General features: G+C 43.8%; 21 protein-coding genes. 14 read left to right on the top strand and 7 right to left on the bottom strand.

What is annotated here, in order from left to right; translation table 11 throughout:
• Window positions 1-17: 17 nt before the first annotated feature.
• The 7 genes from FTU90_RS01295 (at window position 18) to pal (ending at window position 6,641) form a co-directional block, all read left to right on the top strand.
• Window positions 18-1,361 (top strand): amidohydrolase, encoded by a 1,344-nt coding sequence (locus tag FTU90_RS01295; protein WP_167381270.1) that lies wholly within the window; start codon window positions 18-20, stop codon window positions 1,359-1,361.
• A 266-nt stretch (window positions 1,362-1,627) separates the two neighbouring features.
• Window positions 1,628-2,035: a tol-pal system-associated acyl-CoA thioesterase gene (gene ybgC, locus FTU90_RS01290; RefSeq protein WP_004731733.1), complete on the top strand. Its 408-nt coding sequence runs from the start codon at window positions 1,628-1,630 to the stop codon at window positions 2,033-2,035.
• A 26-nt stretch (window positions 2,036-2,061) separates the two neighbouring features.
• Window positions 2,062-2,760, top strand: coding sequence for a protein TolQ (tolQ, locus tag FTU90_RS01285; RefSeq protein ID WP_100357458.1), 699 nt, complete (start codon window positions 2,062-2,064; stop codon window positions 2,758-2,760).
• Window positions 2,760-3,209, top strand: coding sequence for a protein TolR (gene tolR / locus FTU90_RS01280; RefSeq protein WP_180071820.1), 450 nt, complete (start codon window positions 2,760-2,762; stop codon window positions 3,207-3,209). Before tolQ ends, tolR begins: the two co-directional genes overlap by 1 nt.
• A 3-nt stretch (window positions 3,210-3,212) precedes the next feature.
• Complete coding sequence (gene tolA / locus FTU90_RS01275) at window positions 3,213-4,526, top strand: cell envelope integrity protein TolA (protein ID WP_180071819.1); 1,314 nt, start codon at window positions 3,213-3,215, stop codon at window positions 4,524-4,526.
• A 204-nt stretch (window positions 4,527-4,730) separates the two neighbouring features.
• On the top strand, window positions 4,731-6,014 hold the full coding sequence (gene tolB / locus FTU90_RS01270; protein ID WP_171255748.1) for a Tol-Pal system beta propeller repeat protein TolB: 1,284 nt from the start codon (window positions 4,731-4,733) through the stop codon (window positions 6,012-6,014).
• Between the two features lie 54 nt (window positions 6,015-6,068).
• The gene (gene pal, locus FTU90_RS01265) at window positions 6,069-6,641 is read left to right on the top strand and encodes a peptidoglycan-associated lipoprotein Pal (RefSeq protein WP_005097609.1); all 573 of its coding nucleotides are present in this window, start codon (window positions 6,069-6,071) and stop codon (window positions 6,639-6,641) included.
• Between the two features lie 75 nt (window positions 6,642-6,716).
• Here the strand turns inward: pal and FTU90_RS01260 are convergent, their stop codons facing one another.
• On the bottom strand, window positions 6,717-6,902 hold the full coding sequence (locus FTU90_RS01260) for an NF038105 family protein (protein WP_005097610.1): 186 nt from the start codon (window positions 6,900-6,902) through the stop codon (window positions 6,717-6,719).
• A 181-nt stretch (window positions 6,903-7,083) separates the two neighbouring features.
• On the opposite strand from FTU90_RS01260, the gene FTU90_RS01255 reads away from it, so the two are divergent.
• The 5 genes from FTU90_RS01255 to FTU90_RS01235 all read left to right on the top strand — a co-directional run bounded on the left by FTU90_RS01255 (window position 7,084) and on the right by FTU90_RS01235 (window position 10,386).
• Window positions 7,084-8,058: a class 1 fructose-bisphosphatase gene (locus FTU90_RS01255; protein ID WP_005097611.1), complete on the top strand. Its 975-nt coding sequence runs from the start codon at window positions 7,084-7,086 to the stop codon at window positions 8,056-8,058.
• A gap of 52 nt (window positions 8,059-8,110) precedes the next feature.
• On the top strand, window positions 8,111-8,887 hold the full coding sequence (locus FTU90_RS01250) for an RNA methyltransferase (protein ID WP_005097613.1): 777 nt from the start codon (window positions 8,111-8,113) through the stop codon (window positions 8,885-8,887).
• Window positions 8,888-9,054: 167 nt separating this feature from the next.
• Window positions 9,055-9,669: an RNA polymerase sigma factor gene (locus tag FTU90_RS01245; protein ID WP_100329059.1), complete on the top strand. Its 615-nt coding sequence runs from the start codon at window positions 9,055-9,057 to the stop codon at window positions 9,667-9,669.
• Entirely contained in the window at window positions 9,666-9,983 is a 318-nt protein-coding gene (locus FTU90_RS01240) for a hypothetical protein (RefSeq protein ID WP_005097616.1), read from the top strand. The genes FTU90_RS01245 and FTU90_RS01240 overlap by 4 nt, the downstream gene beginning before the upstream one ends.
• Complete coding sequence (locus FTU90_RS01235; protein WP_005097618.1) at window positions 9,973-10,386, top strand: DUF3106 domain-containing protein; 414 nt, start codon at window positions 9,973-9,975, stop codon at window positions 10,384-10,386. Before FTU90_RS01240 ends, FTU90_RS01235 begins: the two co-directional genes overlap by 11 nt.
• 333 nt (window positions 10,387-10,719) lie before the next feature.
• On the opposite strand, the gene FTU90_RS01230 is transcribed toward FTU90_RS01235, so the two are convergent.
• The 4 genes from FTU90_RS01230 to cxpE form a co-directional block, all read right to left on the bottom strand.
• Window positions 10,720-13,131, bottom strand: a complete 2,412-nt coding sequence (locus tag FTU90_RS01230) for a CSLREA domain-containing protein (RefSeq protein WP_074383361.1) — start codon at window positions 13,129-13,131, stop codon at window positions 10,720-10,722.
• Between the two features lie 9 nt (window positions 13,132-13,140).
• Window positions 13,141-14,940: a rhombotarget A gene (gene rbtA, locus FTU90_RS01225; RefSeq protein WP_180071818.1), complete on the bottom strand. Its 1,800-nt coding sequence runs from the start codon at window positions 14,938-14,940 to the stop codon at window positions 13,141-13,143.
• 120 nt (window positions 14,941-15,060) lie between these two features.
• Entirely contained in the window at window positions 15,061-15,765 is a 705-nt protein-coding gene (hda, locus tag FTU90_RS01220) for a DnaA regulatory inactivator Hda (protein ID WP_005097624.1), read from the bottom strand.
• A 14-nt stretch (window positions 15,766-15,779) separates the two neighbouring features.
• The gene (gene cxpE / locus FTU90_RS01215; protein WP_005097625.1) at window positions 15,780-17,000 is read right to left on the bottom strand and encodes a chloramphenicol efflux transporter CxpE; all 1,221 of its coding nucleotides are present in this window, start codon (window positions 16,998-17,000) and stop codon (window positions 15,780-15,782) included.
• Window positions 17,001-17,135: 135 nt separating this feature from the next.
• Between cxpE and purM the strand changes: the two genes are divergently transcribed.
• A complete protein-coding gene (purM, locus tag FTU90_RS01210) occupies window positions 17,136-18,206 on the top strand; it encodes a phosphoribosylformylglycinamidine cyclo-ligase (protein WP_100357838.1) in 1,071 nt (356 codons plus the stop codon).
• Between the two features lie 6 nt (window positions 18,207-18,212).
• Entirely contained in the window at window positions 18,213-18,842 is a 630-nt protein-coding gene (gene purN, locus FTU90_RS01205) for a phosphoribosylglycinamide formyltransferase (protein WP_005170032.1), read from the top strand.
• A gap of 61 nt (window positions 18,843-18,903) precedes the next feature.
• Here purN and FTU90_RS01200 read toward each other — a convergent pair whose 3' ends face one another.
• Window positions 18,904-19,707, bottom strand: a complete 804-nt coding sequence (locus FTU90_RS01200; protein WP_159138216.1) for an alpha/beta fold hydrolase — start codon at window positions 19,705-19,707, stop codon at window positions 18,904-18,906.
• The gene (sppA, locus tag FTU90_RS01195; protein WP_005170028.1) at window positions 19,704-20,726 is read right to left on the bottom strand and encodes a signal peptide peptidase SppA; all 1,023 of its coding nucleotides are present in this window, start codon (window positions 20,724-20,726) and stop codon (window positions 19,704-19,706) included. Before sppA ends, FTU90_RS01200 begins: the two co-directional genes overlap by 4 nt.
• Between the last annotated feature and the right edge of the window lie 36 nt (window positions 20,727-20,762).

Here is a 20,762-nt window from a genome sequence, read left to right as displayed (position 1 = left end):
TCTCCCCAAGTATGAATATGTATAAGCAGATTTCCCTTTGTCTTCCTCTTCTTTTCTGTAGCCAACTCAGTCTGGCCGACTGGATTGATGATTCTGTACAAACGGCTGAAGCGCACACCATAAAATTACGCCAGCATATTCATCAATATCCTGAGCTGGGGAATATGGAATTTAAAACCTCGGAACTGGTTCAAAAAGAATTAAAATCCTATGGGATTGAAGTACGAAAAGGTTATGCCAAAACGGGTGTGATCGGTGTACTAAAAGGTGGTAAACCCGGCCCGGTCATGGCATTGCGTGCAGATATGGATGCATTACCAATTAAGGAAACTGCACCGGTATCATTCGCCAGCAAACAAAAAGCCATTTATCAGGGCAAAGAATCTTATGTGATGCATGCCTGTGGTCATGATGCGCATACCGCCATGTTACTGGGTGCAGCCAAAGTTCTGGCCGCCAACAAAGATAAAATTGCAGGAACGGTGGTATTTGTGTTCCAGCCAGCCGAAGAAGGTGGTGCAGATATTGATAACTTTACCCAAGGCGATCAGATTGGTTCGCGTAAAATGATTGCGGACGGCGCCCTGAAAAATCCAAAACCTGAAGTCATTTTCGGTATGCATGTCATGGCCGGTATGCCAAGTGGCAATATCTTCTACAAAGATGGTGCCATTTTAAACAGTGCCGATCATTTACGCATCCAGGTCAATGGAAGTCAGGTTCATGGTTCGATGCCTTGGGCAGGAAAAGATCCAATTTATGCCTCTGCCCAGATGGTCACCAATCTGCAAAGTTTGATCAGCCGTAAAGCGGATCTGACCAAAGGAATGGGCGTGGTCAGTATTGGTAGCATTCAGGGTGGTACCACCGGTAACGTGATTCCAGATCAGGTCAATATGGTCGGGACTATTCGCTCCAATAGTGAAGACGTTCGTCAAGGCATTTTAAAAGACTTACCGAAGATGCTAGAACACAATGCAGCAGCCAACGATGTCAAGGTGAAAGTCGAAATTGCGCCTTATGCCCCGGTCACCACCAATGACAAAACTTTGACCAAGCTGATGCAACCGACCCTGGCCAAAGTCCATGGTGAAGATAAATTGCATGTCTTGGATAATAATGCCAGTGCGAGTGAAGACTTTGCTTACTATGGCCAGCTCATGCCATCCCTGTTTGTCTTTGTCGGTGCCACGCCGGCCGATCAAGATCCGGCTAAAGCCGCGCCAAACCATAATCCGAACTTTATTGTCGATGATGCGACCTTAAAAACCGGTGTCGAAAGTCATGTGCGCTTTATTCTGGATTATCCAAAAGTGGCTGAACAGGTTCAGGCCAACTGGAAACAGAACAATAAAGGTTAATTGCCTGCTATAAAAATGCGCGAGTTGATGAGCTCGCGCATTTCATCATCTTCTGCTGTTTTATAAATGAGCTATCAGGTGCTCTGCGCTTCCTCTTGACTATTTCTAGCCAGATTTGACATCTTGTGCCATTGGTCTCAAAACTCAAAATGCTAAACTTTGTCCCGCTAAATTGCTTGACTTTGGACAGGAATCCGGCAAATTCAAGGATTTTCCTCTCTCCAAAAAACAAGCAAAAATTTCGAACATCTGCATGGAACAAAACTATGGCGAATCATTTTGAATTCAATATCCGCGTATATATTGAAGATACTGATCTAGGTGGTATTGTCTACCATGCTAACCACATTCGCTATATGGAACGTACCCGTACCGAATGGTTGCGTGCTGCCGGAGTCAGTCATTACTGGCAACAGGCAGAATATAATTTTGTGGTACACAAAATTAATGTCAAATATATGCGCCCCATCTTGATGGATGATTTAATTACTGTTACTGCACGTGTGATTTCATGTAAAGCTTCATCATTTGTATTGCAACAAAATATTTATCGTGGTGAAATCATGCTTGCATCGGGTGAGGTTGAGTTGGCATGTATCAGTGCAGAGATGCGACCACGTCGACTCCCGGATGAAATACGCGAACTAATTCAAAAAGAATTGGAACAAGACTAAAAAATTTATTGGCACACGTAACAACTATGGCGACTCAGTTAGAATCATCTCTTCAAGTTTCAGATCTTATTTTACAAGCAAGCCCTGTCGTACAACTGGTGATGCTTTCTCTTCTGTTAGCCTCAATATATAGCTGGTATCTGATTGCCAGACTCTATATGAGTTATAAAAAAGCCCAGGCCGATGATGAACATTTCCAGAAAATATTCTGGTCTGGCGCTGAACTGAATACCCTGTATAACAATGCCCAGCTCAACTCTAAACGCACTGGCCTTGAAGATATTTTCTATCAGGGTCTGGGTGAGTTCCTGAAACTGAAAAAACGCCATGCACCGACTGCCCAGTCCATTGAAGGAACAGAGCGTATTCTGCGTGTCGGCTTGAGCCGTGATCAAGGTCATCTGGAGCAAGGACTCGGTGCTTTGGCCAGTATTGGTTCGGTTGCACCCTATGTAGGTCTGTTTGGTACGGTCTGGGGCATCATGAATGCCTTTATTGGTCTGGCAGATGTCGATCAGGTGACTTTGGCAACAGTGGCACCCGGTATTGCAGAAGCCCTGATTGCAACAGCAATCGGTCTGTTTGCAGCAATCCCAGCCGTACTGGCATTCAACCATTTCACTGCTAAAGGCGAAACGGTTTATTCTGACCGTGCCCTGTTTGCAGAAGAAATGGTGGCATTGTTGCAACGTCAGTCTGTGGGCGTAACTCAGGACAAAGGCTAATGGCGATTCAAGGTTCAGGACGCTTTCAGCGTATAAAAAAACCACTGAAAAGTGACATGAATGTCGTGCCTTATATTGATGTCATGCTGGTGCTGCTGGTGATTTTTATGGTCACTGCACCCATGATCACCAGCGGAATCAAGGTTGATCTTCCTCAGGCCAATGGCTTACCGATTGAATCTAAAGATGCGCCGACCATTGTCACCCTGAAAGAAGATGGTTCCTATTATCTGGAACATCGCAATCAGGAGACTGGCCCGATTACACTGGAAGAATTGACGCGTGCCCTCGTTGCCGCACAAACACAGGCACAGAATGACAACAAGGTGCTGAATGTCGTGATCAGTGGCCACAATACCCGTCCTTATGGTGATGTGATGGCCTTAATGTCCAGCCTGCAGGATGCCGGTTTATCCCAAGTCGGTTTACTGACCAAGCCATTAGAATAATGTATGAAAGATTATAAAAAGCCGCCATTCCAGAAAAAAGCCATCGCGATTGGATTCACTTTAGGCATCCATGCTGTGGCTTTGGTGGGCTTACTTTATCTTGGCATGAGTAAACCACCTGAGCCGCCCAAACAGATCAAAACTGTGCTGATCAAGCCGGAAGACCTTAAACCAGTTACCCGTGAAGAAACTCTGTTTGAGGAAACTGCACATGACACTGTTGCAGAAGAAATTACACAAACAGCTGAACCTAGTCCTGAGCCTGCGCCAGTCATTCCGACAGCGGCGCCTGCCACACCTGCTGCTCCGCCTGCACCGAAAGTGGATACACAAAAAGCCCAGCAGGAACTCAAAGAGGTAGCGCAAGCCAAGGCTGTACAACAAGCTGCTGAAGCAGCGAAACGTGCCGAAGCTGCCGAACAGGCGAAACAGGCAGCAGCCAGAGCAAAAGCGGAGGCAGCACAAAAATCCAAGGCAGATGCCGAAGCTGCTCGTAAGGCTGAAATCGATGCACAGCGTAAAGCGGACGCTGCACAGAAAGCCAAATTAGATGCTCAGAAAAAAGCGGATTTGGCCGCCAAACAAAAAGCCGATGCCGCTGCGAAAGCCAAGGCAGATGCTGCTGCAAAGGCGAAAGCTGAGGCGGCAGCTAAAGCAAAAACTGACGCGGATGCAAAACGTAAGGCAGATGCGGAGGCGAAACGTAAAGCTGATGCGGATGCAAAAGCCAAAGCTGAGGCGACAGCTAAAGCAAAAGCTGAGGCGGATGCAAAACGTAAGGCGGATGCCGATGCAAAAGCCAAAAACGATGCTGCTGCAAAGGCCAAAGCTGAGGCGACAGCTAAAGCAAAAGCTGAGGCGGATGCAAAACGTAAGGCGGATGCCGATGCAAAAGCCAAAAACGATGCTGCTGCAAAGGCAAAAGCAGACGCGGATGCAAAACGTAAGGCAGATGCCGATGCAAAAGCCAAAGCTGAGGCAGATGCCAAGGCTTCAGCAGCCAAACAGGCCGCTGAAGAAGCTGCTCAGAAAAAAGCGGAATCAAAACGGATTGCGTCTACTGCAAAACGCGATTTTACCAATAAAATTAAACGCGCTTGGGATACCCCAGTAGGTTCATCCGGTAAAACTGCAAATGCACGAGTAACCTTGAATGATAATGGGGGTGTGGTTTCTGTCATCGTGAACTCAAGTGATGCAGACATGAAAGCCAGTGTCGAAGCTGCGGTGCGGGCTGCTGCGCCGTATCCGATGCCTTCAGATCCAGATGCACGCCGAGAAGCACGAAGTTTTACATCAACCTTTACCGCACAATAAAAACCAAGCCATCACACATTATTGAGGTGATGGCTTTGATTTTTTCAGCTAAACTTCACTTTAATATGATTAAATAATATTCATTTTTCACAGTGTCATAACAGTTTGGTCATAAAATTCTGGTTTTATTCTATTAAATCCATGCGATGATGTAGCCCAAGCTACCTATACAATAAATCCGTTGATTTGAGTAAATAACGAATGATGGAAAAGACTCGCAAACACCTACTCTGCCTCGCAATCATTGGCGCTTTAAGTCCTGTATTGGCAACTCAGTCCTATGCCCAGTTGCATCTGGAAATTACCAAGGCACCTGAGGCAGCACCTAAAATCGCCATTGTGCCATTCAGTCAGGATCAGAGCATCTATCCTATTGTTGAAAATGACTTGAATCGTTCAGGCAGATTTACCAGTGCTTCAAAAAACCTGCCTGCGACTGCCACATTAAATAACCCGAATGCAGAAGCTTGGGCATCCGCTGGCGTTCCCTATGTCGTGACCGGTTCATCAAAAACCACAGCGGATGGTTCTTTTGAAATCCAGTATCAGTTATACGATATCGAAAAAAAACAATATCTATTAAATGAATTACTAACTGTTCCAGCCTCACGTACCCGTCAGGCAGCGCATATGATCAGTGATGCCATCTATCAGGCATTAACTGGCATTCCAGGTGATTTTACTGGACGTATTGCTTATGTACTGCGTAATCCAGCAACACCAGAACAACGTTATACCTTGCAAATTGCCGATACCGATGGCGAACAGCCAAAAACCATTTTGACTTCGCGTGATCCGATTCTTTCTCCAGCCTGGACACCGGATGCTAAAAAAATTGCTTATGTCTCGTTTGAAACCAAACGTCCGGCAATTTATGTACAGGATCTGGCTACAGGACAACGCGAAAAACTGGCCAGTTTCCGTGGCTTAAATGGCGCGCCAAGTTTCTCTCCAGATGGCAAGAGCATGCTGTTTACTGCATCCATGCATGGCAATCCGGAAATCTACCAGATGAATCTGGAAACACGTCAATTACAACGTATGACCAATGACAGTGCGATCGATACCGAAGCACGTTATGCTCCAGATGGAAAATCCTTTATCTTTACTTCTGATCGTGGTGGATCTCCACAGATTTATCGCCATGATCTCGCTTCAAGTAGCAATAAACGTCTGACCTTCCGTGGTGCATTTAATGCACGTGGTACGCTGAGCGCAGATGGCAAGAAACTTGCATTGGTTCATCGTCCAAGCGGCAGTAACTATCGGGTTGCCGTTCAAGACATGAACTCTGGTGTAAATAATATTCTGACACCAACAACTCTAGACGAATCACCAAGTTTCTCGCCAAATGGCCAGATGGTGGTGTATGCCACACGTGAAGGCGCGCGCGGACTTCTGTCGATCATGTCACTAGATGGTCGTTTCCGTATGAACTTGCCAAGTGAAACGGGCGAAGTCCGTGAACCGGCTTGGGCACCAAAATAACATTGGTATCTGTATAAACCTTTTACCCCATAATCAAACTTCATGGAGATGAAGATGAACAAAGTAAAATTATTTGCCTTACCACTTTTAGCAGCAGCTGTCGTCATGACAGGTTGTGCGAGTCGTAAGCCTGCCGCTGAAGTTCAAACCGGCGGTTTAGATACAACCAGCTCAACCACAGTGGATACGCAAGGTCTGAGTGAAGATGCTGCATTAAATGCACAAAACATGGCGGGTGCATCGGCAAAGGGTGTCACTGCGGAAAACAAGGCTTTCTTGGCAAAACGTGTCGTACATTTTGACTATGACAGTACTGAACTCAGCAATGAAGATCTTCGTACACTACAAGCACATGCACAGTTCCTGATGGCCAATGCCAACTCACGTGTCGCACTTACCGGTCATACCGATGAACGTGGTACCCGTGAATACAACATGGCGCTTGGTGAGCGTCGTGCCAAAGCCGTAGAAAGCTTCCTGGTGACCACAGGTGTAAATGCTGCTCAATTAGAAGCCGTCAGCTATGGTAAGGAAATGCCAATCAATCCAGGTCATGATGAAAATGCCTGGAAAGAAAACCGCCGTGTTGAAATTAATTATGAAGCGGTACCACCATTGTTGAAATAACTTTCAATGCTGGCGTATCAAATAAAAAGCACTCATGATTGAGTGCTTTTTATTGGGTTGAATGAACAAATCTGTTTATTCTACGGTCTGGCCTGGTTCAACTGCTTGCATCGATTCAATCAGGTCGTGTTTATTGAATTGTTTGTACTCTGGTTTTGCTTCATAATCCCGCCAGGCTTCTTTCATCTTGTCTTCAGAGATATCATCTAAAGTAATGCCTTCACTTGGCGTTGGAGTCGCATCAAACTTTAATGTTGTCATATCTGTGCTCCTATTCTCAATTTTCCCTTGCCTTCAACATAGCACTTTCCACAGGAGTTGCAAGGGCAAAATCGATACAAATAATCCAGTTTAATTTTTCTTTTAGTACGTTCTCATCTAAAATATAGCCGCATATCGTTTTGATCATTTTTTCCCGATTTAAGTCTTGGAGTTTTCCCTTATGTCATACCGCACCCTATCCCAGTTTTTACAGCAACAAAGCGGGAATCTCACACCTGAACTTGCACAAGTTATTGAAACGATTGCAAACACTTGCAAGGACATCGATCTGTTGCTGCAAAAAGGTGCTTTAGCGGGTGTATTGGGAAGTGCACAGCATGAAAATGTTCAAGGCGAAGAGCAAAAGAAACTGGATGTCATTTCCAATGATTATCTGATTGATGCTTTACAGCAACACCCGAATGTCGGTGGTTTGGCCTCAGAAGAACTGGATGAATTCACCCCTGCACAAGAAAATGGTCAATTTCTGGTCTTGTTCGACCCACTCGATGGTTCAAGTAATATCGATATCAATATGTGTGTGGGTACGATTTTCTCGATTCTTCCTGCGAAAAATGCCGTGACTCAGGCCGAAGACTTTATGCAAGCCGGTGTCAATCAAGTGGCTGCAGGTTATGTACTGTATGGTCCATCGACCATGATGGCATTGACTGTCGGTGCAGGCGTAGTGTTCTTTACCTTTGACCCGGAAACTCAAGAATTCCTGCTAACTTCTGAAGCGATTCAAGTCGCTGCAGATACCAAAGAATATGCGATCAATGCCTCGAATCAACGCCACTGGGAAGCACCAGTACAACGTTATATCGATGAATTATTGGCAGGCAAAACCGGTCCTCGTGAAAAAGATTTCAATATGCGCTGGGTTGCCTGTATGGTGGGCGATATTCACCGTATTCTTTGTCGTAGCGGTATCTTCATGTATCCATACGACTTTAAAGATCCGGCTAAAGCTGGCCGTCTGCGTTTAATGTATGAAGCCAACCCAATGAGTATGCTCATGGAGCAGGCTGGCGGCGCATCCACCACAGGCCGTGTCCGTATTCTGGAGATCGAACCAACTGATCTACATCAACGTGTGCCAGTGATTATTGGTTCTAAAAACGAAGTTGATCTTGTGACCAGCTATCATAACTAATTTTTTATAGCGGTAGCCGATATTGAATCGGCTACCGTGGATTATATCTCCCATGCCAACTTTTTTTCTTGATTCAAAAGACAATCCAAAAATTAAACACTTACGTGGTTTGATTGAACAAAACACCTATCGTAAAAAACAGGGGCAAACTGTGCTGGAAGGCACGCATCTGTCTCTCGCCTGGCTGCATGAAAACCGTAAAATTGATTCGATTTTTACCACTGAACATGCACTTTCGCATCCTGATTTCGAGAAAATTCTCGCAAAATACACAGGGATGGTCTTTGTTTTAAGCGAATCTTTATACAAAGATTTAAGCACCTTAGGAACGTCTTTAGCCTGTTTAGCTGTGGTCACTTTACCGACAGCAAATTATGCACTGGATTTTAAAGCCGACACTTTAATTCTGGAAAATGTACAGGATCCGGGTAATGTTGGTACCCTGCTTCGCTCTGCAGCAGCAGCCGGTATTGAACAGATTGTCTGCACCAAAGGTTCTGCATCACTTTGGTCACCACGAGTATTACGTGCCGGTATGGGCGCACACTTCACGCTGCAAACTTTTGAAAATATTGCACTTGAACAAATTCTTGAGCAATTTCAAATTCCTGTATACGTCACCAGCTCACATCGTGCCGAAAGTCTGTACTCAAAAGATTTAGGTAAACCTTGCGTATGGATCTTGGGCAATGAAGGTCAAGGCGTTTCTGATTATGCAATGCAACACGCAGAAGCTGTCAGTATTCCGCAGCCGGGTGGTCAGGAATCCTTAAATGTTGCGATTGCAGGATCGATCTGTTTCTTTGAAATGGTACGTCAACGTATCTAATTAGGGATTTAGGTTACAGTGTTTTAATTCGGCCCTGCCCGTTTATAAAATAGATTACACTACAAAAATAATAAACTTAATTGTCAACCAAACCATAATTCCCAACGTTATATGATTATGAACTTGGGAATCATGGTGGGTGTCCAATGACAGGATTTTCCATCTCTATGGATTTAGCACCAAAACAGTTGCAATCACACGATGTAAGTATTCTGAAGAGTACGGCTGAAGCACGTCTGAAGAATTTTATGCAAGATGTGACTGGACGCGCCTTGGTGATGATGGAAAGTGCAACTCAAGGTCATCATGGTATTGCCATGGATCTGGTTCAGGAAGCTTTCATTTCCTTACATAAATCCTATGCGGAAAAAAGTACTGAAGAATGGTATCCCCTATTTTATACAATTCTGAACAACAAATTACAGGATTGGCGTCGTAAAGAAGCACGGCGTGGTCAGATGTTTTCATTTTTCAAGAAAGTCAGTCTGGATGATGACGAAATTGAACTTGAGGATATCGTGGACGAAGCTACACCGACGCCTTTGGACTTTCTGGATCAGGCAGTGACAGCTGAAGAAATCCAGGAAGCCATTGCCAAACTACCTGTACGTCAGCAGCAGGCATTTATGCTGAGAGCTTGGGAAGGATTTGATACGCATACCACCGCACAAATTATGGACTGCTCAGAAGGCAGTGTAAAAACTCATTATCACCGTGCTATTCAAGGCTTACGTGCCTCTTTGGCACATTTAAATCCATATCTGGGAGGGTCATCCGAATGAATCAAGATGATTTCTTAAAACAAGTAACTTCCAAACTCGATGGACTGGCACAACAACATAAACACAAACCTGTTGTCATGCACCATGTTCTTGAAGAAATTCAGGATTCTAAACATTCACGTTTTGCATTTTTAAAAATGTCAGGTTTTGCCTTGGCAGCAGCAATTGCAGGTGTTGTGGTATTACCCAATATTTCTAGCCACAATGAGCCGCAAACCCAAATGGTGTCAGTACCGAAACTGTCCCCACAAATGCTTGAAGATTTAGAAATGCTAATGGTTCTAGGTGAGGACAAAGTTCCACATGGCAGCTAAAAGATTGGCAATTGCTTTTTGTGCATTCAGTTTTCTGCAAACCAGTTTTGCAGGATTTGAACGTTTTTGGATCTTTTCTAAAGATGCGAATACTCAGGTTTCCGATACCTGGGATAGTCTTTCTGATTCCGAACAGTTGGCACTTATTAAACGCTATCAGTCTCTTAAGGAAATTCCAGAACAGCAGAGCGTCAGCTTACAGCAGCGTATGGACTGGTTTACCCAGCTTCCTGAGGTTGAAAAACAAAGAATGCGTGAGACTTGGCAAATGATGAGCAGTCAGGAACGTCGAGAACTTGGCTTACGCATGCAAAATGCCAAACCTGAAGAACGACTTGCCATTCGGGAAGAGTACATTCTCAAATACCAGCAAACGACTCAACCACCCTCTAGCTCGCATTAAGCGACCCATATAAAAAGCCTCTAAATGGATAATGCCAGTCAGTTAAGCAATTGACTGGCATTTTCTTTTTTAAATTCATGATCATATTTGCCAGGTAGAAAAGTCATCCGCAACTGTTGGATGCATGAGGTGTATTGCTCCGCAAGATGCCTTCCTTGTGAAACTCCGCTTCTCATTTGGGCAAAACCAAAGTCACAAATGATAGGACAAATATTTGATTTAAAACCTTAAGACTCCATCGTGAACCACTAAAAAGTTAAAGCGTCTATTTCTAAACTCCTTAACTGATCAGCATTCTTCCAAATGGAGGCTTTTGAATTTTCCAATTAGGTTTTATTTTCTTAGACGGCGATAAACGACCAGCCCAAATAATCCGAATAGTCCCCAAATTCCGAATGAACCACCACCACTTGATGACGTATTGGCATTTTTTACCGTATTTCGTAGCAGGATCGTTGCTGTTTCAGACATTTTTTCATCTGCATCAAAAATCGTATACTGCATGCTGTAATCTGCCTGGCTTAAGTTATTTCTCACACTAAATGTCAGTTTTCCACCATAGCAGGTCTCGCGCTGATAAGTATCAGGACAAGGGCCTTGTCGCTCTGCATTAAGAGAAACTCCGGCAGGAATCTTCACAATACGAATTGGAATCTCTTTTCCCTCTTTATCCTGATAAAAAGCCGACTTTCCTGAAGGTAGAGGCCCATCACCATCATCACTATCATTTTCAAGTGGATTCACAGTCACTGTCAGATTATTCTCTGGGCTAATCCAGTATTCATCACTCTTGGCAATCGGTGCAATATTGTTAAAAGCTGCTTTTAAAATTCCAGCACTGCTGATCCCCGTGGCCTTATCTTTGAGAGTATAGCTACAGAATTCCATATCTGTTGCCTTGGTCATTTTCCCATCGGTACGATACATCATGATCCGGTTGAGATCAGGCTTCCATTCACACTTAAGATTGGGGTCATTCGGATCACCCTTCACACTGGTCGAACTACCGGTACCAATTAACTCACCTACTCCTAAAGACTTAACACTAATATCATAATTTTGTGCATTCAAGACTTTGGTTTGAACCGTATTGCCCATCAAGGTTTCCTGAGGCATGGCCAGCACAAAGGGATTGACATAAATTGCACGGTATTGCTGATATTGCTTGGTATATTTAAGTAAATCTTCGTATTCTTTTAACTCTTCCTTTAAACCAGGTATTTCCTCTGCTGGCGTATTCTTATTTGTAATAATACTTTTGATGTCAGTTATATTGTCCTGATAAAAATTATTCAAATCGACCAAGCTGCTATTTTTCAGATCTGTGATATCTGCTGCGGTCAGACGTCGGATTTCGATTGAACCGATTTCACAGCTATTTTTTGCATCTGGATTTAAGGTAAGAGTAGATCCCACCACCCGATCAATGCCACGTTGATCCTGTTCAGCACAGCCACTTACCCCCACATCTACCAAATCTGTAGCTGTTCCATTATCACGTGGGTAATACATGCCTAGAAAACGGTTATCAATTGCAGGCTCAATATAGGCTGTTAATAAGTTGTTTATCGTGCTGTCAGAAACGTCAAGATTGTTTGAAGTTTCATCCGCATCTAACTCTGGCAATACACAACGTGATAGTCCAGTGGTTTGTATGGCATTTTTAACAGTAGTAAATACGACGCTTTGCTCCTTAGTCGGATTCCCCTGATTTAAGGCATATTCACAAGATAAGCCCTGATTAAATGCTAAAACATTAAAATAGAAATATTTAGAACCTGTTTTGTCATAAAATAAAGTAGATTGAGCTGCATTCTCAACAATAGTATTACTTAAGGCAGTTAAACTGGAAAAGGCACTGAGAGGGCGATTAGCTTGATTGGTCATACGCAAAATATGTCCTGTCTGACTCGCAGTATTTTTGGCAATGGTAGAATTATTCAACTCTACGGTTGCATAACCACAAAAATCAAGAATGCTGGCCGTATTTTCTGACCCATTTTTAACAATACTACTAGAAATAACTTTTACATTGGTTTGAGTCGTCCCTAAATTCCCCTGGCAATCCATAGCCAGCACACTACCATATGAACTTGCCTTATTTTGGTGAAGCAGCGAATCCTGGATGATCACACTCCTTTCGGTATTCATCGCCACCGTATAAATAGCCCCCCCTTCTGCATCTGCCCGGGAATTTACGATTTCACTGCTATTAATGCTTAAGGGGCCCGCCACATAAAAGGTACCGCCATTGCCCTTATCCTGTGTATTTTTTGCCGCATAACCATCTTTTAAGATGAGATGATAGACTTCCAGACTGGATTGACTGGCCATACTGTTAAAGAGACGGGTTTTTCCCTGACCTGAAATCGTGGTTTTTAAAGCATCACGGGTTGGGTATAAATTCGTAATCGGACTACGACTGGTATAACTAAAGGGCGTTTTTCCATAAATTTTGAGCGCGGACTCAATGACAAGTTCGCTGTCTAATTTGTATTCACCCGCTTCAAGCTGAATCACGTCTGGGGCTGAACCATCCAGCCGAAGCGTACGGCCGACGTTACATCCACCATAGGATTTATCTAGTTTTGCAGTTTTAATCGCTTCTCGCAAAGAGCAGGCATTACTGTTCTCTCCGTCTTCATCCACCAAAGTGGTGACATAGATAGTTTTATCTTCGGCTGCCATCAAACTCATGGCAGATAAAATCATGGCCGCAAGCAGTCCTTTTTTATAATTTTTCATGATTTTTCCTTAATCTTTTAATTCACGGCGCAAACCCATTAACCCAATTAAAATCAGTAGCCCACCAAAGCCCCATGCGCCACCTGAAGTTTTGACTGATTTGTCTTCCATTTCATTTTTTGGCTCCTGCACGATTTGAGTGGTAATGGTCAGATAAGGTTTACTTTTATTAAATCGCGTGGATGTGGTTACCACTTGCAGCTCGAAGATATCTGCCCCATGCCAAGTCGAATCTGGGGTATACACCACATTGCCATGAATATCGATGCGTGTTTTACCTTTGGACTCTGTTTTAGTTTGCACAACTTTCAAACATCCATCTTGCCAAGGCTCACCTGTCGGCTGTTGACCAACTATGACATTGCATTGTTCTTTTGGAATTAAATCACTATCACCCAAAAAGGATTCAATTGAAAATTTGGCAATTTCACCTTTTAACAGGTCTTGTCCAACCAGACTCCCTGAGGTTGGCACAGTGATTTCAATCGCACCACGGTCACAGAACAGATTATCCATTAAACGGTTGATACCACGCTGGTCAGCAGCTTCACATGCCACTGTCGGGGCTGCAAGATTAAGCGCTGTACCTCTATTTACAATAGATGAGTCGCTGACCTGATTATGACTTAATAAAATACGTGGACGCATATAACCAAGAAATTGCCCTTTAGCAACGCTGTATGGACAAAGTATGGCTGTGCTATTTTCACTCAAGGTTTGACAAACACCTTCACTCTTATTTGAAGCTTCGGCTAAGATTTGTGTACCATTCCAGAGCTCATTTGGAGCAACAGCATCCCCTGTACCGCAGGACACAGTCAGCAGATTGTTTTGAATCAGGGTTTTATCGCCGGTTTCAATTTGGCAGTCCTGTGCACCATTTCTTAAAATAATACTATTTGCCACATAAGCCCTGCCAGCCGGGGCATTCATACGTAAAGCAGTATCAGCATTATCAACGATCGTTAGGTTATTTAATCCCATCCCGTCCATGACATTAATGAGTGTCCCCTTATTTTTTAATAGGGTACTACTTAATACTTCGGCACTAATATTTTGAAGATTCTCTGTGTCAGCAAACTGCCCGGCGCTATAAATATTGGCCGCCGAGTTATTTAAGGTCTGGTTATTTTTAAGGACACTTTGCCTGATAAGGAAAGCGGGCAACTGGCTATATAAAATGCCACCTCGTTGTGCTTTGTTATTTTCAATCAGGCTATTTTTAATTTCAACACGACTGAGAAAGTTCTGACCAAATTGACCCGTATTATAAATTGCCCCACCCAAATTGGCTGCACCATTAAATAAACGGCTATATTCAACCACCACTTGGCCTTTATTATGAATCAGACCACCTTGTTCAGCACAACTGACTTTGCCACAGCCTTCGAGGTCTAGTTCTTTTAAGTTAAGCTGAACCAGTGTATCTGTGCTGTTAAGGCGAAATAGATTGTCAGTTCCTTGCATTTGAATATGGGCATTATGCAGACCCAGTGTTTTTTCAGTTGTACTGAATTCTTCATCGCTATCAGCTACAGACCGAATGCTTAGAGATTTTTTGATTGCTATATGCTTATTGAGCACATAAGTATTTTTTTCTTTTAAAATAATGGTACTGGATGAATTTTCTCCACCACATCCCATAAAACCTTCTTTGGCTAAGCCCCGGTTAATATATCCAACGGCTTCTCGAAGTGAACATTCCTTGTCATCTTTTTCAATATCTTCTGTCGTGGTTACAATAATATCTGCACTATACGCCTGCCCTGCCATACACAGCAAAGCCATGCCTATGCTCTTCTTGAGCATAACCTTCTCCTTAATTTTTATTTCTTTCTTTTTCTTCTAAAGTTGCAGAATCCTTGCAACTGTGAATTATTTTGCCTTACTGTGGCATAGACTGAGCAATTACTCAAGAATTTTTATGATTTACCGATATTCGTCAATCAAGGCATAAATCTGTCGCAGATTGGCATTGCTGACCTTCAATTTTTCTCCCTTAAGCAGTTGAATAATTTGCTCTAATCTCTGAAGAAGTACCGAAGTTTGATGTGGCCCATGACTCAGTAAATAGTCAAAAATTTGAGGATCTAAATGAATCCCCCGACGATCCAGTACGGATGAAACCAGCGCATAACGATCAGCATAAAGGCTACCACTCGGCACACGGGTACTCACCGCTTGTGTTAAGCGTGACTGTAGATCTGGCAGCTCAAGCTTAAGTTCAATCGGCGCAAAGCGTGAAGAAAATACCAGCTGTCCGCCGCCTTCATTATTATAATTAATCAGATGAAAGACTGCGCGCTGCCAATGCGGCACACCACTAATCGCTTCAATATCATCGAGTGCGACCAGATCAAAACGATCCAGCGAGGTAATCGCCTCGGTCGGGGCATCTAGAAGCTCAAGTAAAGATACCTGAATCGCAGATTTCCCTACTTCAAGATAAGAGTCACAGATAGCAGACAATAAATGACTTTTCCCTGTACCCGCCCCACCATAGACATAAAAACGGCTGATTAAGCCTGCATGTAATTGACGCACTGCATCAATCACATGCCCCCAACCCGGCCCTGAAAAATCACTGATTCGGGCATCGAGCTGAGGTTCTATATCTAACTGCAATTGACGCATATGATTTTTTGGCCTTATGAGTCTCTACCATGGGGATCATGAATTTTACTTGAGTTCTCCTCTGCTTGCAGCGGTTTTTTCTCTGGCTTTTTCATTTCAATATCAACATCTAAGTCTGCTGTTTCGATATTGATTGAACCAGTAGAGGCATCTTGCATCACAATGGCCCGATCGCCATAAAATGTTGTGTGTTCATAGTACTCGCGTACATGCCGCAGTAGTACCACAATGACGGCTGCCACCGGTAATGCAATCAGCATTCCCAGGAAGCCTGCCAGCTGTGCACCTGCCAATACGGCAAATACTACGGCAACAGGAGAAAGACCAATTTTATCGCCCAGCAAGAATGGTTGCAGAATATAACCTTCAACTGCCTGTCCGACCATAAACACAATGCCGACCAATACCAGTTGCCACCAGTCAATCCCAAATTGGAGTAAGGTCGCAATCACCGCTGCGATAATACCGACTGCAAAGCCCAGATAAGGAATAATACTGGCCAGACCTGCCACCATACCAATAATCAATCCAACTTCAAGACCAATCAGTTGCAAGCCCACCGCATAGACAATTCCCAGCAAGATCATGACCAGAAACTGCCCTTTAACAAAAGCACCCAGCACGCTATGACATTCGCCCACAATTTTTAGTGTACTTTTTTCATAAGGACGTGGAATCAGGCGGCGCAAACTCCCCAGCATACGATCCCAATCCAGCAGGAAATAGAAGGCAATGATGGGAATTAAGACAATCGTACCGCCAATCTGGAGAAAATTAATTCCGGATTGAGCAAGGCGTAACAAGAATGCCTGAATACTGTCTGCGCTATAATTGGTTTGTACATAATTCATGACCACATCAGAAATCTGATTGGTATCAATTTCCATTTCAACGACATTAAAGGTATTGGACAACCATGGTAAAAAGGTCGAATTAATCCATCCAATGATCGCGGGTATATTGTCACGTGCATACATCAACTGTTGCCAGATCAGTGGCACTAAATACCAGATGGCCAAGGTCAGTACAATTCCGATTCCGATAAAAACGATACTAATAGAAAGCCAACGCGGCAGACCCACATCATGCAATTTATCCACCAGCGGGCTAAATAGATAAGCCACTAAAAGTGCTGCAACAAATGGAATTACAACGGGTTTTAATAAGTATAAAGTCCATAACAATAAAGCTATCCCAGCTAGGATAAACACGCGACGCAATGTGCGATCTACCATAAAGTTTCGCCTTTTCTCTATTAATCATTCTAAAAATTAAAATATTTCAATAAAGATAGCATTTTAGATCAGAAATACCATAAGAGTTTTATATATTCAGGTTATAATCGCCACCGCGAATGCGGAGACTTCATTATGAGCAACTCAACTTCTACCCCAAATACTGGTTTAAGCTACAAAGATGCAGGTGTCGACATTGAAGCGGGCGACGCGTTAGTCGATCGTATCAAATCTGTCGCTAAGCGTACCTCACGTCCCGAAGTTATGGGCGGTCTAGGTGGCTTTGGTGCACTTTGTAAAATTCCTAAAGGTTATGAAGAACCTGTTCTCGTATCTGGCACAGATGGTGTGGGTACAAAATTACGTTTAGCATTGAATTTGAACCGTCATGACACAATTGGTCAAGACCTGGTGGCAATGTGTGTTAACGACCTTCTCGTGTGTGGTGCTGAACCACTGTTCTTCCTCGACTATTATGCAACTGGTCATTTGAATGTGGATGTTGCTGCAAATGTTGTCACTGGTATCGGTACTGGTTGTGAGCTTGCTGGCTGTGCACTGGTCGGCGGTGAAACTGCTGAAATGCCAGGCATGTATGAAGGCGAAGATTACGATCTTGCAGGTTTCTGTGTCGGTGTCGTTGAGCAAAGCAAAATTATTGATGGCTCTAAAGTCAAAGCCGGTGACGTTTTAATTGGTGTTGCTTCTTCAGGTGCACACTCAAACGGTTACTCACTGCTTCGTAAAATTCTAGACGTGAAAAATGTTGATTTAACTCAAATCGTTGATGGTCGCCCACTTGCAGATGTTGCAATGGAACCAACCCGTATTTATGTCAAATCGATTCTTGAATTGCTTAAACATGTCGATGTACACGCAATGGCGCACATCACCGGTGGCGGTTTGCCAGGTAACTTACCTCGCGTCCTTCCAAATGGTGCTCAAGCGCTTGTGAATGAATCTTCTTGGGAATGGCCTGAGCTATTCAAACTTCTACAACGTGAAGGCGGTGTAGAGCAGTTTGAAATGTATCGTACCTTTAACTGTGGCGTCGGCATGGTGCTTGTGGTTGATGCAAATGAAGCTGACAAAACTGTTGAATTACTCAACGGTCTTGGTGAGAAAGCATGGACAATGGGTCAGATTCAAGACAATGCTGAATCGGTTGCAGGTGCAGACGAAAAAATTCGTGTGATCTTCGCATAATTTCGCATGATTAAAATTGCTGTACTTGTTTCAGGTAGCGGATCAAATCTACAAGCCTTGATTGATGCCAATCTTTCAGGGCAAATTGTCGGCGTGATTTCCAATAAACCTGAAGCCTTTGCTTTAACGCGTGCGCAACAAGCAGGAATTCAAACTGCAGTTATTGAACACAGGCAATATCCAAACCGAGAAGCGTTTGATGATGTGATGCATCAGCAACTGCTGGACTGGGATGCGGATCTGGTGGTACTTGCCGGCTTTATGCGAATTTTAAGTGAAAAATTTGTAAAAGCCTGGGAGGGGAAAATGTTGAACATTCACCCTTCTCTATTGCCTTATTACAAAGGCATGCATACCCATCAGCGTGTACTCAATACCGGTGATGTTCTGCACGGCTGTACGGTGCATTATGTCACGGCTGAACTTGACGCAGGCCAAGCGCTTGCTCAAGGTGTGCTCAAGGTTTCTCACCACGATACGGTAGACAGTTTGGCAATGCGTGTGCATAGCCTTGAACATGTAATCTATCCTCAAGTCGTAGAATGGATTTGTAGCGGTACCATTCAACACACTGAAGACGGTGTGCTATATCGAAACGAGAAAATGCAAGAACCTGTTCAATTCTGCAAGTTTTAACATCATTTAAATATAAAAAACGCATCCTCGGATGCGTTTTTTATATTCTCTTTTTAATGATTCAAACAGATTGTTGCTGAATCAATTGCTTTACCAAGTCCGCTACCTGATCGGGTTGTTCCAAGGGAAACATATGTCCTCCCTCTACCACGGTAAAAGGAATACCAAATTTCTTTTCGACCTGCTGCGGGAACTTGCGGGCCAGAAATGGACCTTGCTCAGCCACGACCAAATGTACCGGAACTTTCGGTTTCGCCTGAGGCAACCACCACAGTGAGGGATTGGTTCTAAACACGGCCACTTCATCCTTTTTAGGGATGGTGAGTTCTACTCCGCCCCGAATCGGATCATCTTGCAAGGCATGCTCAATATAGGCCTGGAAGCAATCGGCATCAAAGTCTTGATAAAAACCTTTAGGACGCAGTAATTCAGCTGCCTGTTCACGTGAATCCCAATGATCACGACGGCGCTTGGACAGACCTGCCGGAGACATTCTGTCCAAAGCTTTTAAGCGCAAAGTTTTCGCAAGATGCAAGGCAAAGGCCTCTTTACCCATAATCATCGGCGGGTCCAGCATGATCATCTGCAAAAACAGTTCGGGACGCTGCAAGGTAGCCTGGAAAGTTAATACTGATCCCAGAGAATGTCCCAAACCAATCACCGGTCGACCTTTTGACTGACGCACAATACTGTCAATCACTTGCTGAGTCAGGCTTTTCCAATGATTATCCACTGGATAACGTTTATCAGGCCCTAAGAGCGGCACATAGATAATATCGTAATCATCTTGCAGTCCATCAAACAGCTTTTGATAGACTTTCGATGGCACGCCATTGGCGTGCGCGAAATGAATCAATGGTTTCATTGCAATGTCGTACTGTTTTCTGACTGAAGTTTCTGCGCAACTGAAGTGGCAATTCCGTCACCAATCGATGAGCCCATGCGACCCAATACGGACTCAAATGGACTATATTCAATCGTATAATTCAAGGCTCTTTCAGTTTTAAGTTCGCGCTTCAAGGTGTTTAAACTTCCGATCCGATCTGCGATTCCTAATTTCACCGCCTGATCACCGGTCCAGAACAAACCAGAGAAAATCGTAGGATCGGTTGATTTCAGTTTATTACCACGCCCCTGTTTTACCGCATTAATAAAGTGACTATGCACATTATCCAAGACACCTTGTACATGGGCTTTTTGTGCAGGATCGACTGGTTGAGTCATCGACAGCAAGGCTTTATTGTCACCTGAAGTCATGGTGCGATCTTCAACACCAAGCTTTTGCAGCAAATTACTCACGCCATAATTTGGCATGATCACACCAATCGAACCGACTAAACTCGATGGATTGACAATAATCTCATCCGCAGCAGAAGCGATATAATAAGCACCCGAAGCACCGGTATCACCGATCACTGCATAGAGTTTTTTCTCGGGATACTGCTTTTTCAAATACTGAATTTCTTGCCAGATTTCATCGGACTGTACCGGTGAACCACCCGGCGAGTTGACATTCAGCACTACGGCTTTACTTTGTTTATTTTCAAAAGCTTTTTTCAGCGATTTAATCGTATTGCTACTGTTGACACTCTGCTTGTCGGCAGCAATCGTACCAATAATATCGACGACGGCAATATGAGCACCTGCGCCAGCGCTGGCATCTGAGGAAACTGAACTACAGCTCTTGCCGAGTGCCAAAATCACCACAAGCAGATAAGCAAAAGTCAGGAATTTAAAGAAAATTCCCCAACGGCGCGCACGGCGCTGCTCTTCAACCGAAGCTAAAACCGCTTTTTCCAGCAATTTCCATTCCGGACCAGTCGGTTGAACTGGCTGTTGCGTATTTTGTATTTGATTTTCAGGTTTTGGTGGCCAATCGGACATAAATAATCCAATAAATTGATTTATATTGAACCCATT

The organism is Acinetobacter sp. YH12200, from assembly GCF_013418175.1.
Taxonomy (GTDB): domain Bacteria; phylum Pseudomonadota; class Gammaproteobacteria; order Pseudomonadales; family Moraxellaceae; genus Acinetobacter; species Acinetobacter pseudolwoffii.
Note: the sequence above shows the minus strand (reverse complement) of the source record. Positions and strands in the feature narration are given on the sequence as shown.

Excerpts from the sequence above, each read along its gene's own strand:
- FTU90_RS01245 (WP_100329059.1), top strand. The coding sequence starts at position 9,055 with ATGGATTTAGCACCAAAACAGTTGCAATCACACGATGTAAGTATTCTG.
- tolR (WP_180071820.1), top strand. The coding sequence starts at position 2,760 with ATGGCGATTCAAGGTTCAGGACGCTTTCAGCGTATAAAAAAACCACTG.
- cxpE (WP_005097625.1), bottom strand. The coding sequence starts at position 17,000 with ATGGTAGATCGCACATTGCGTCGCGTGTTTATCCTAGCTGGGATAGCT.
- FTU90_RS01255 (WP_005097611.1), top strand. The coding sequence starts at position 7,084 with ATGTCATACCGCACCCTATCCCAGTTTTTACAGCAACAAAGCGGGAAT.
- purM (WP_100357838.1), top strand. The coding sequence starts at position 17,136 with ATGAGCAACTCAACTTCTACCCCAAATACTGGTTTAAGCTACAAAGAT.
- tolQ (WP_100357458.1), top strand. The coding sequence starts at position 2,062 with ATGGCGACTCAGTTAGAATCATCTCTTCAAGTTTCAGATCTTATTTTA.
- rbtA (WP_180071818.1), bottom strand. The coding sequence starts at position 14,940 with ATGCTCAAGAAGAGCATAGGCATGGCTTTGCTGTGTATGGCAGGGCAG.
- FTU90_RS01260 (WP_005097610.1), bottom strand. The coding sequence starts at position 6,902 with ATGACAACATTAAAGTTTGATGCGACTCCAACGCCAAGTGAAGGCATT.
- hda (WP_005097624.1), bottom strand. The coding sequence starts at position 15,765 with ATGCGTCAATTGCAGTTAGATATAGAACCTCAGCTCGATGCCCGAATC.
- FTU90_RS01250 (WP_005097613.1), top strand. The coding sequence starts at position 8,111 with ATGCCAACTTTTTTTCTTGATTCAAAAGACAATCCAAAAATTAAACAC.
- pal (WP_005097609.1), top strand. The coding sequence starts at position 6,069 with ATGAACAAAGTAAAATTATTTGCCTTACCACTTTTAGCAGCAGCTGTC.
- FTU90_RS01295 (WP_167381270.1), top strand. The coding sequence starts at position 18 with ATGTATAAGCAGATTTCCCTTTGTCTTCCTCTTCTTTTCTGTAGCCAA.
- sppA (WP_005170028.1), bottom strand. The coding sequence starts at position 20,726 with ATGTCCGATTGGCCACCAAAACCTGAAAATCAAATACAAAATACGCAA.
- FTU90_RS01240 (WP_005097616.1), top strand. The coding sequence starts at position 9,666 with ATGAATCAAGATGATTTCTTAAAACAAGTAACTTCCAAACTCGATGGA.
- tolA (WP_180071819.1), top strand. The coding sequence starts at position 3,213 with ATGAAAGATTATAAAAAGCCGCCATTCCAGAAAAAAGCCATCGCGATT.
- tolB (WP_171255748.1), top strand. The coding sequence starts at position 4,731 with ATGGAAAAGACTCGCAAACACCTACTCTGCCTCGCAATCATTGGCGCT.
- FTU90_RS01235 (WP_005097618.1), top strand. The coding sequence starts at position 9,973 with ATGGCAGCTAAAAGATTGGCAATTGCTTTTTGTGCATTCAGTTTTCTG.
- FTU90_RS01200 (WP_159138216.1), bottom strand. The coding sequence starts at position 19,707 with ATGAAACCATTGATTCATTTCGCGCACGCCAATGGCGTGCCATCGAAA.
- FTU90_RS01230 (WP_074383361.1), bottom strand. The coding sequence starts at position 13,131 with ATGAAAAATTATAAAAAAGGACTGCTTGCGGCCATGATTTTATCTGCC.
- ybgC (WP_004731733.1), top strand. The coding sequence starts at position 1,628 with ATGGCGAATCATTTTGAATTCAATATCCGCGTATATATTGAAGATACT.
- purN (WP_005170032.1), top strand. The coding sequence starts at position 18,213 with ATGATTAAAATTGCTGTACTTGTTTCAGGTAGCGGATCAAATCTACAA.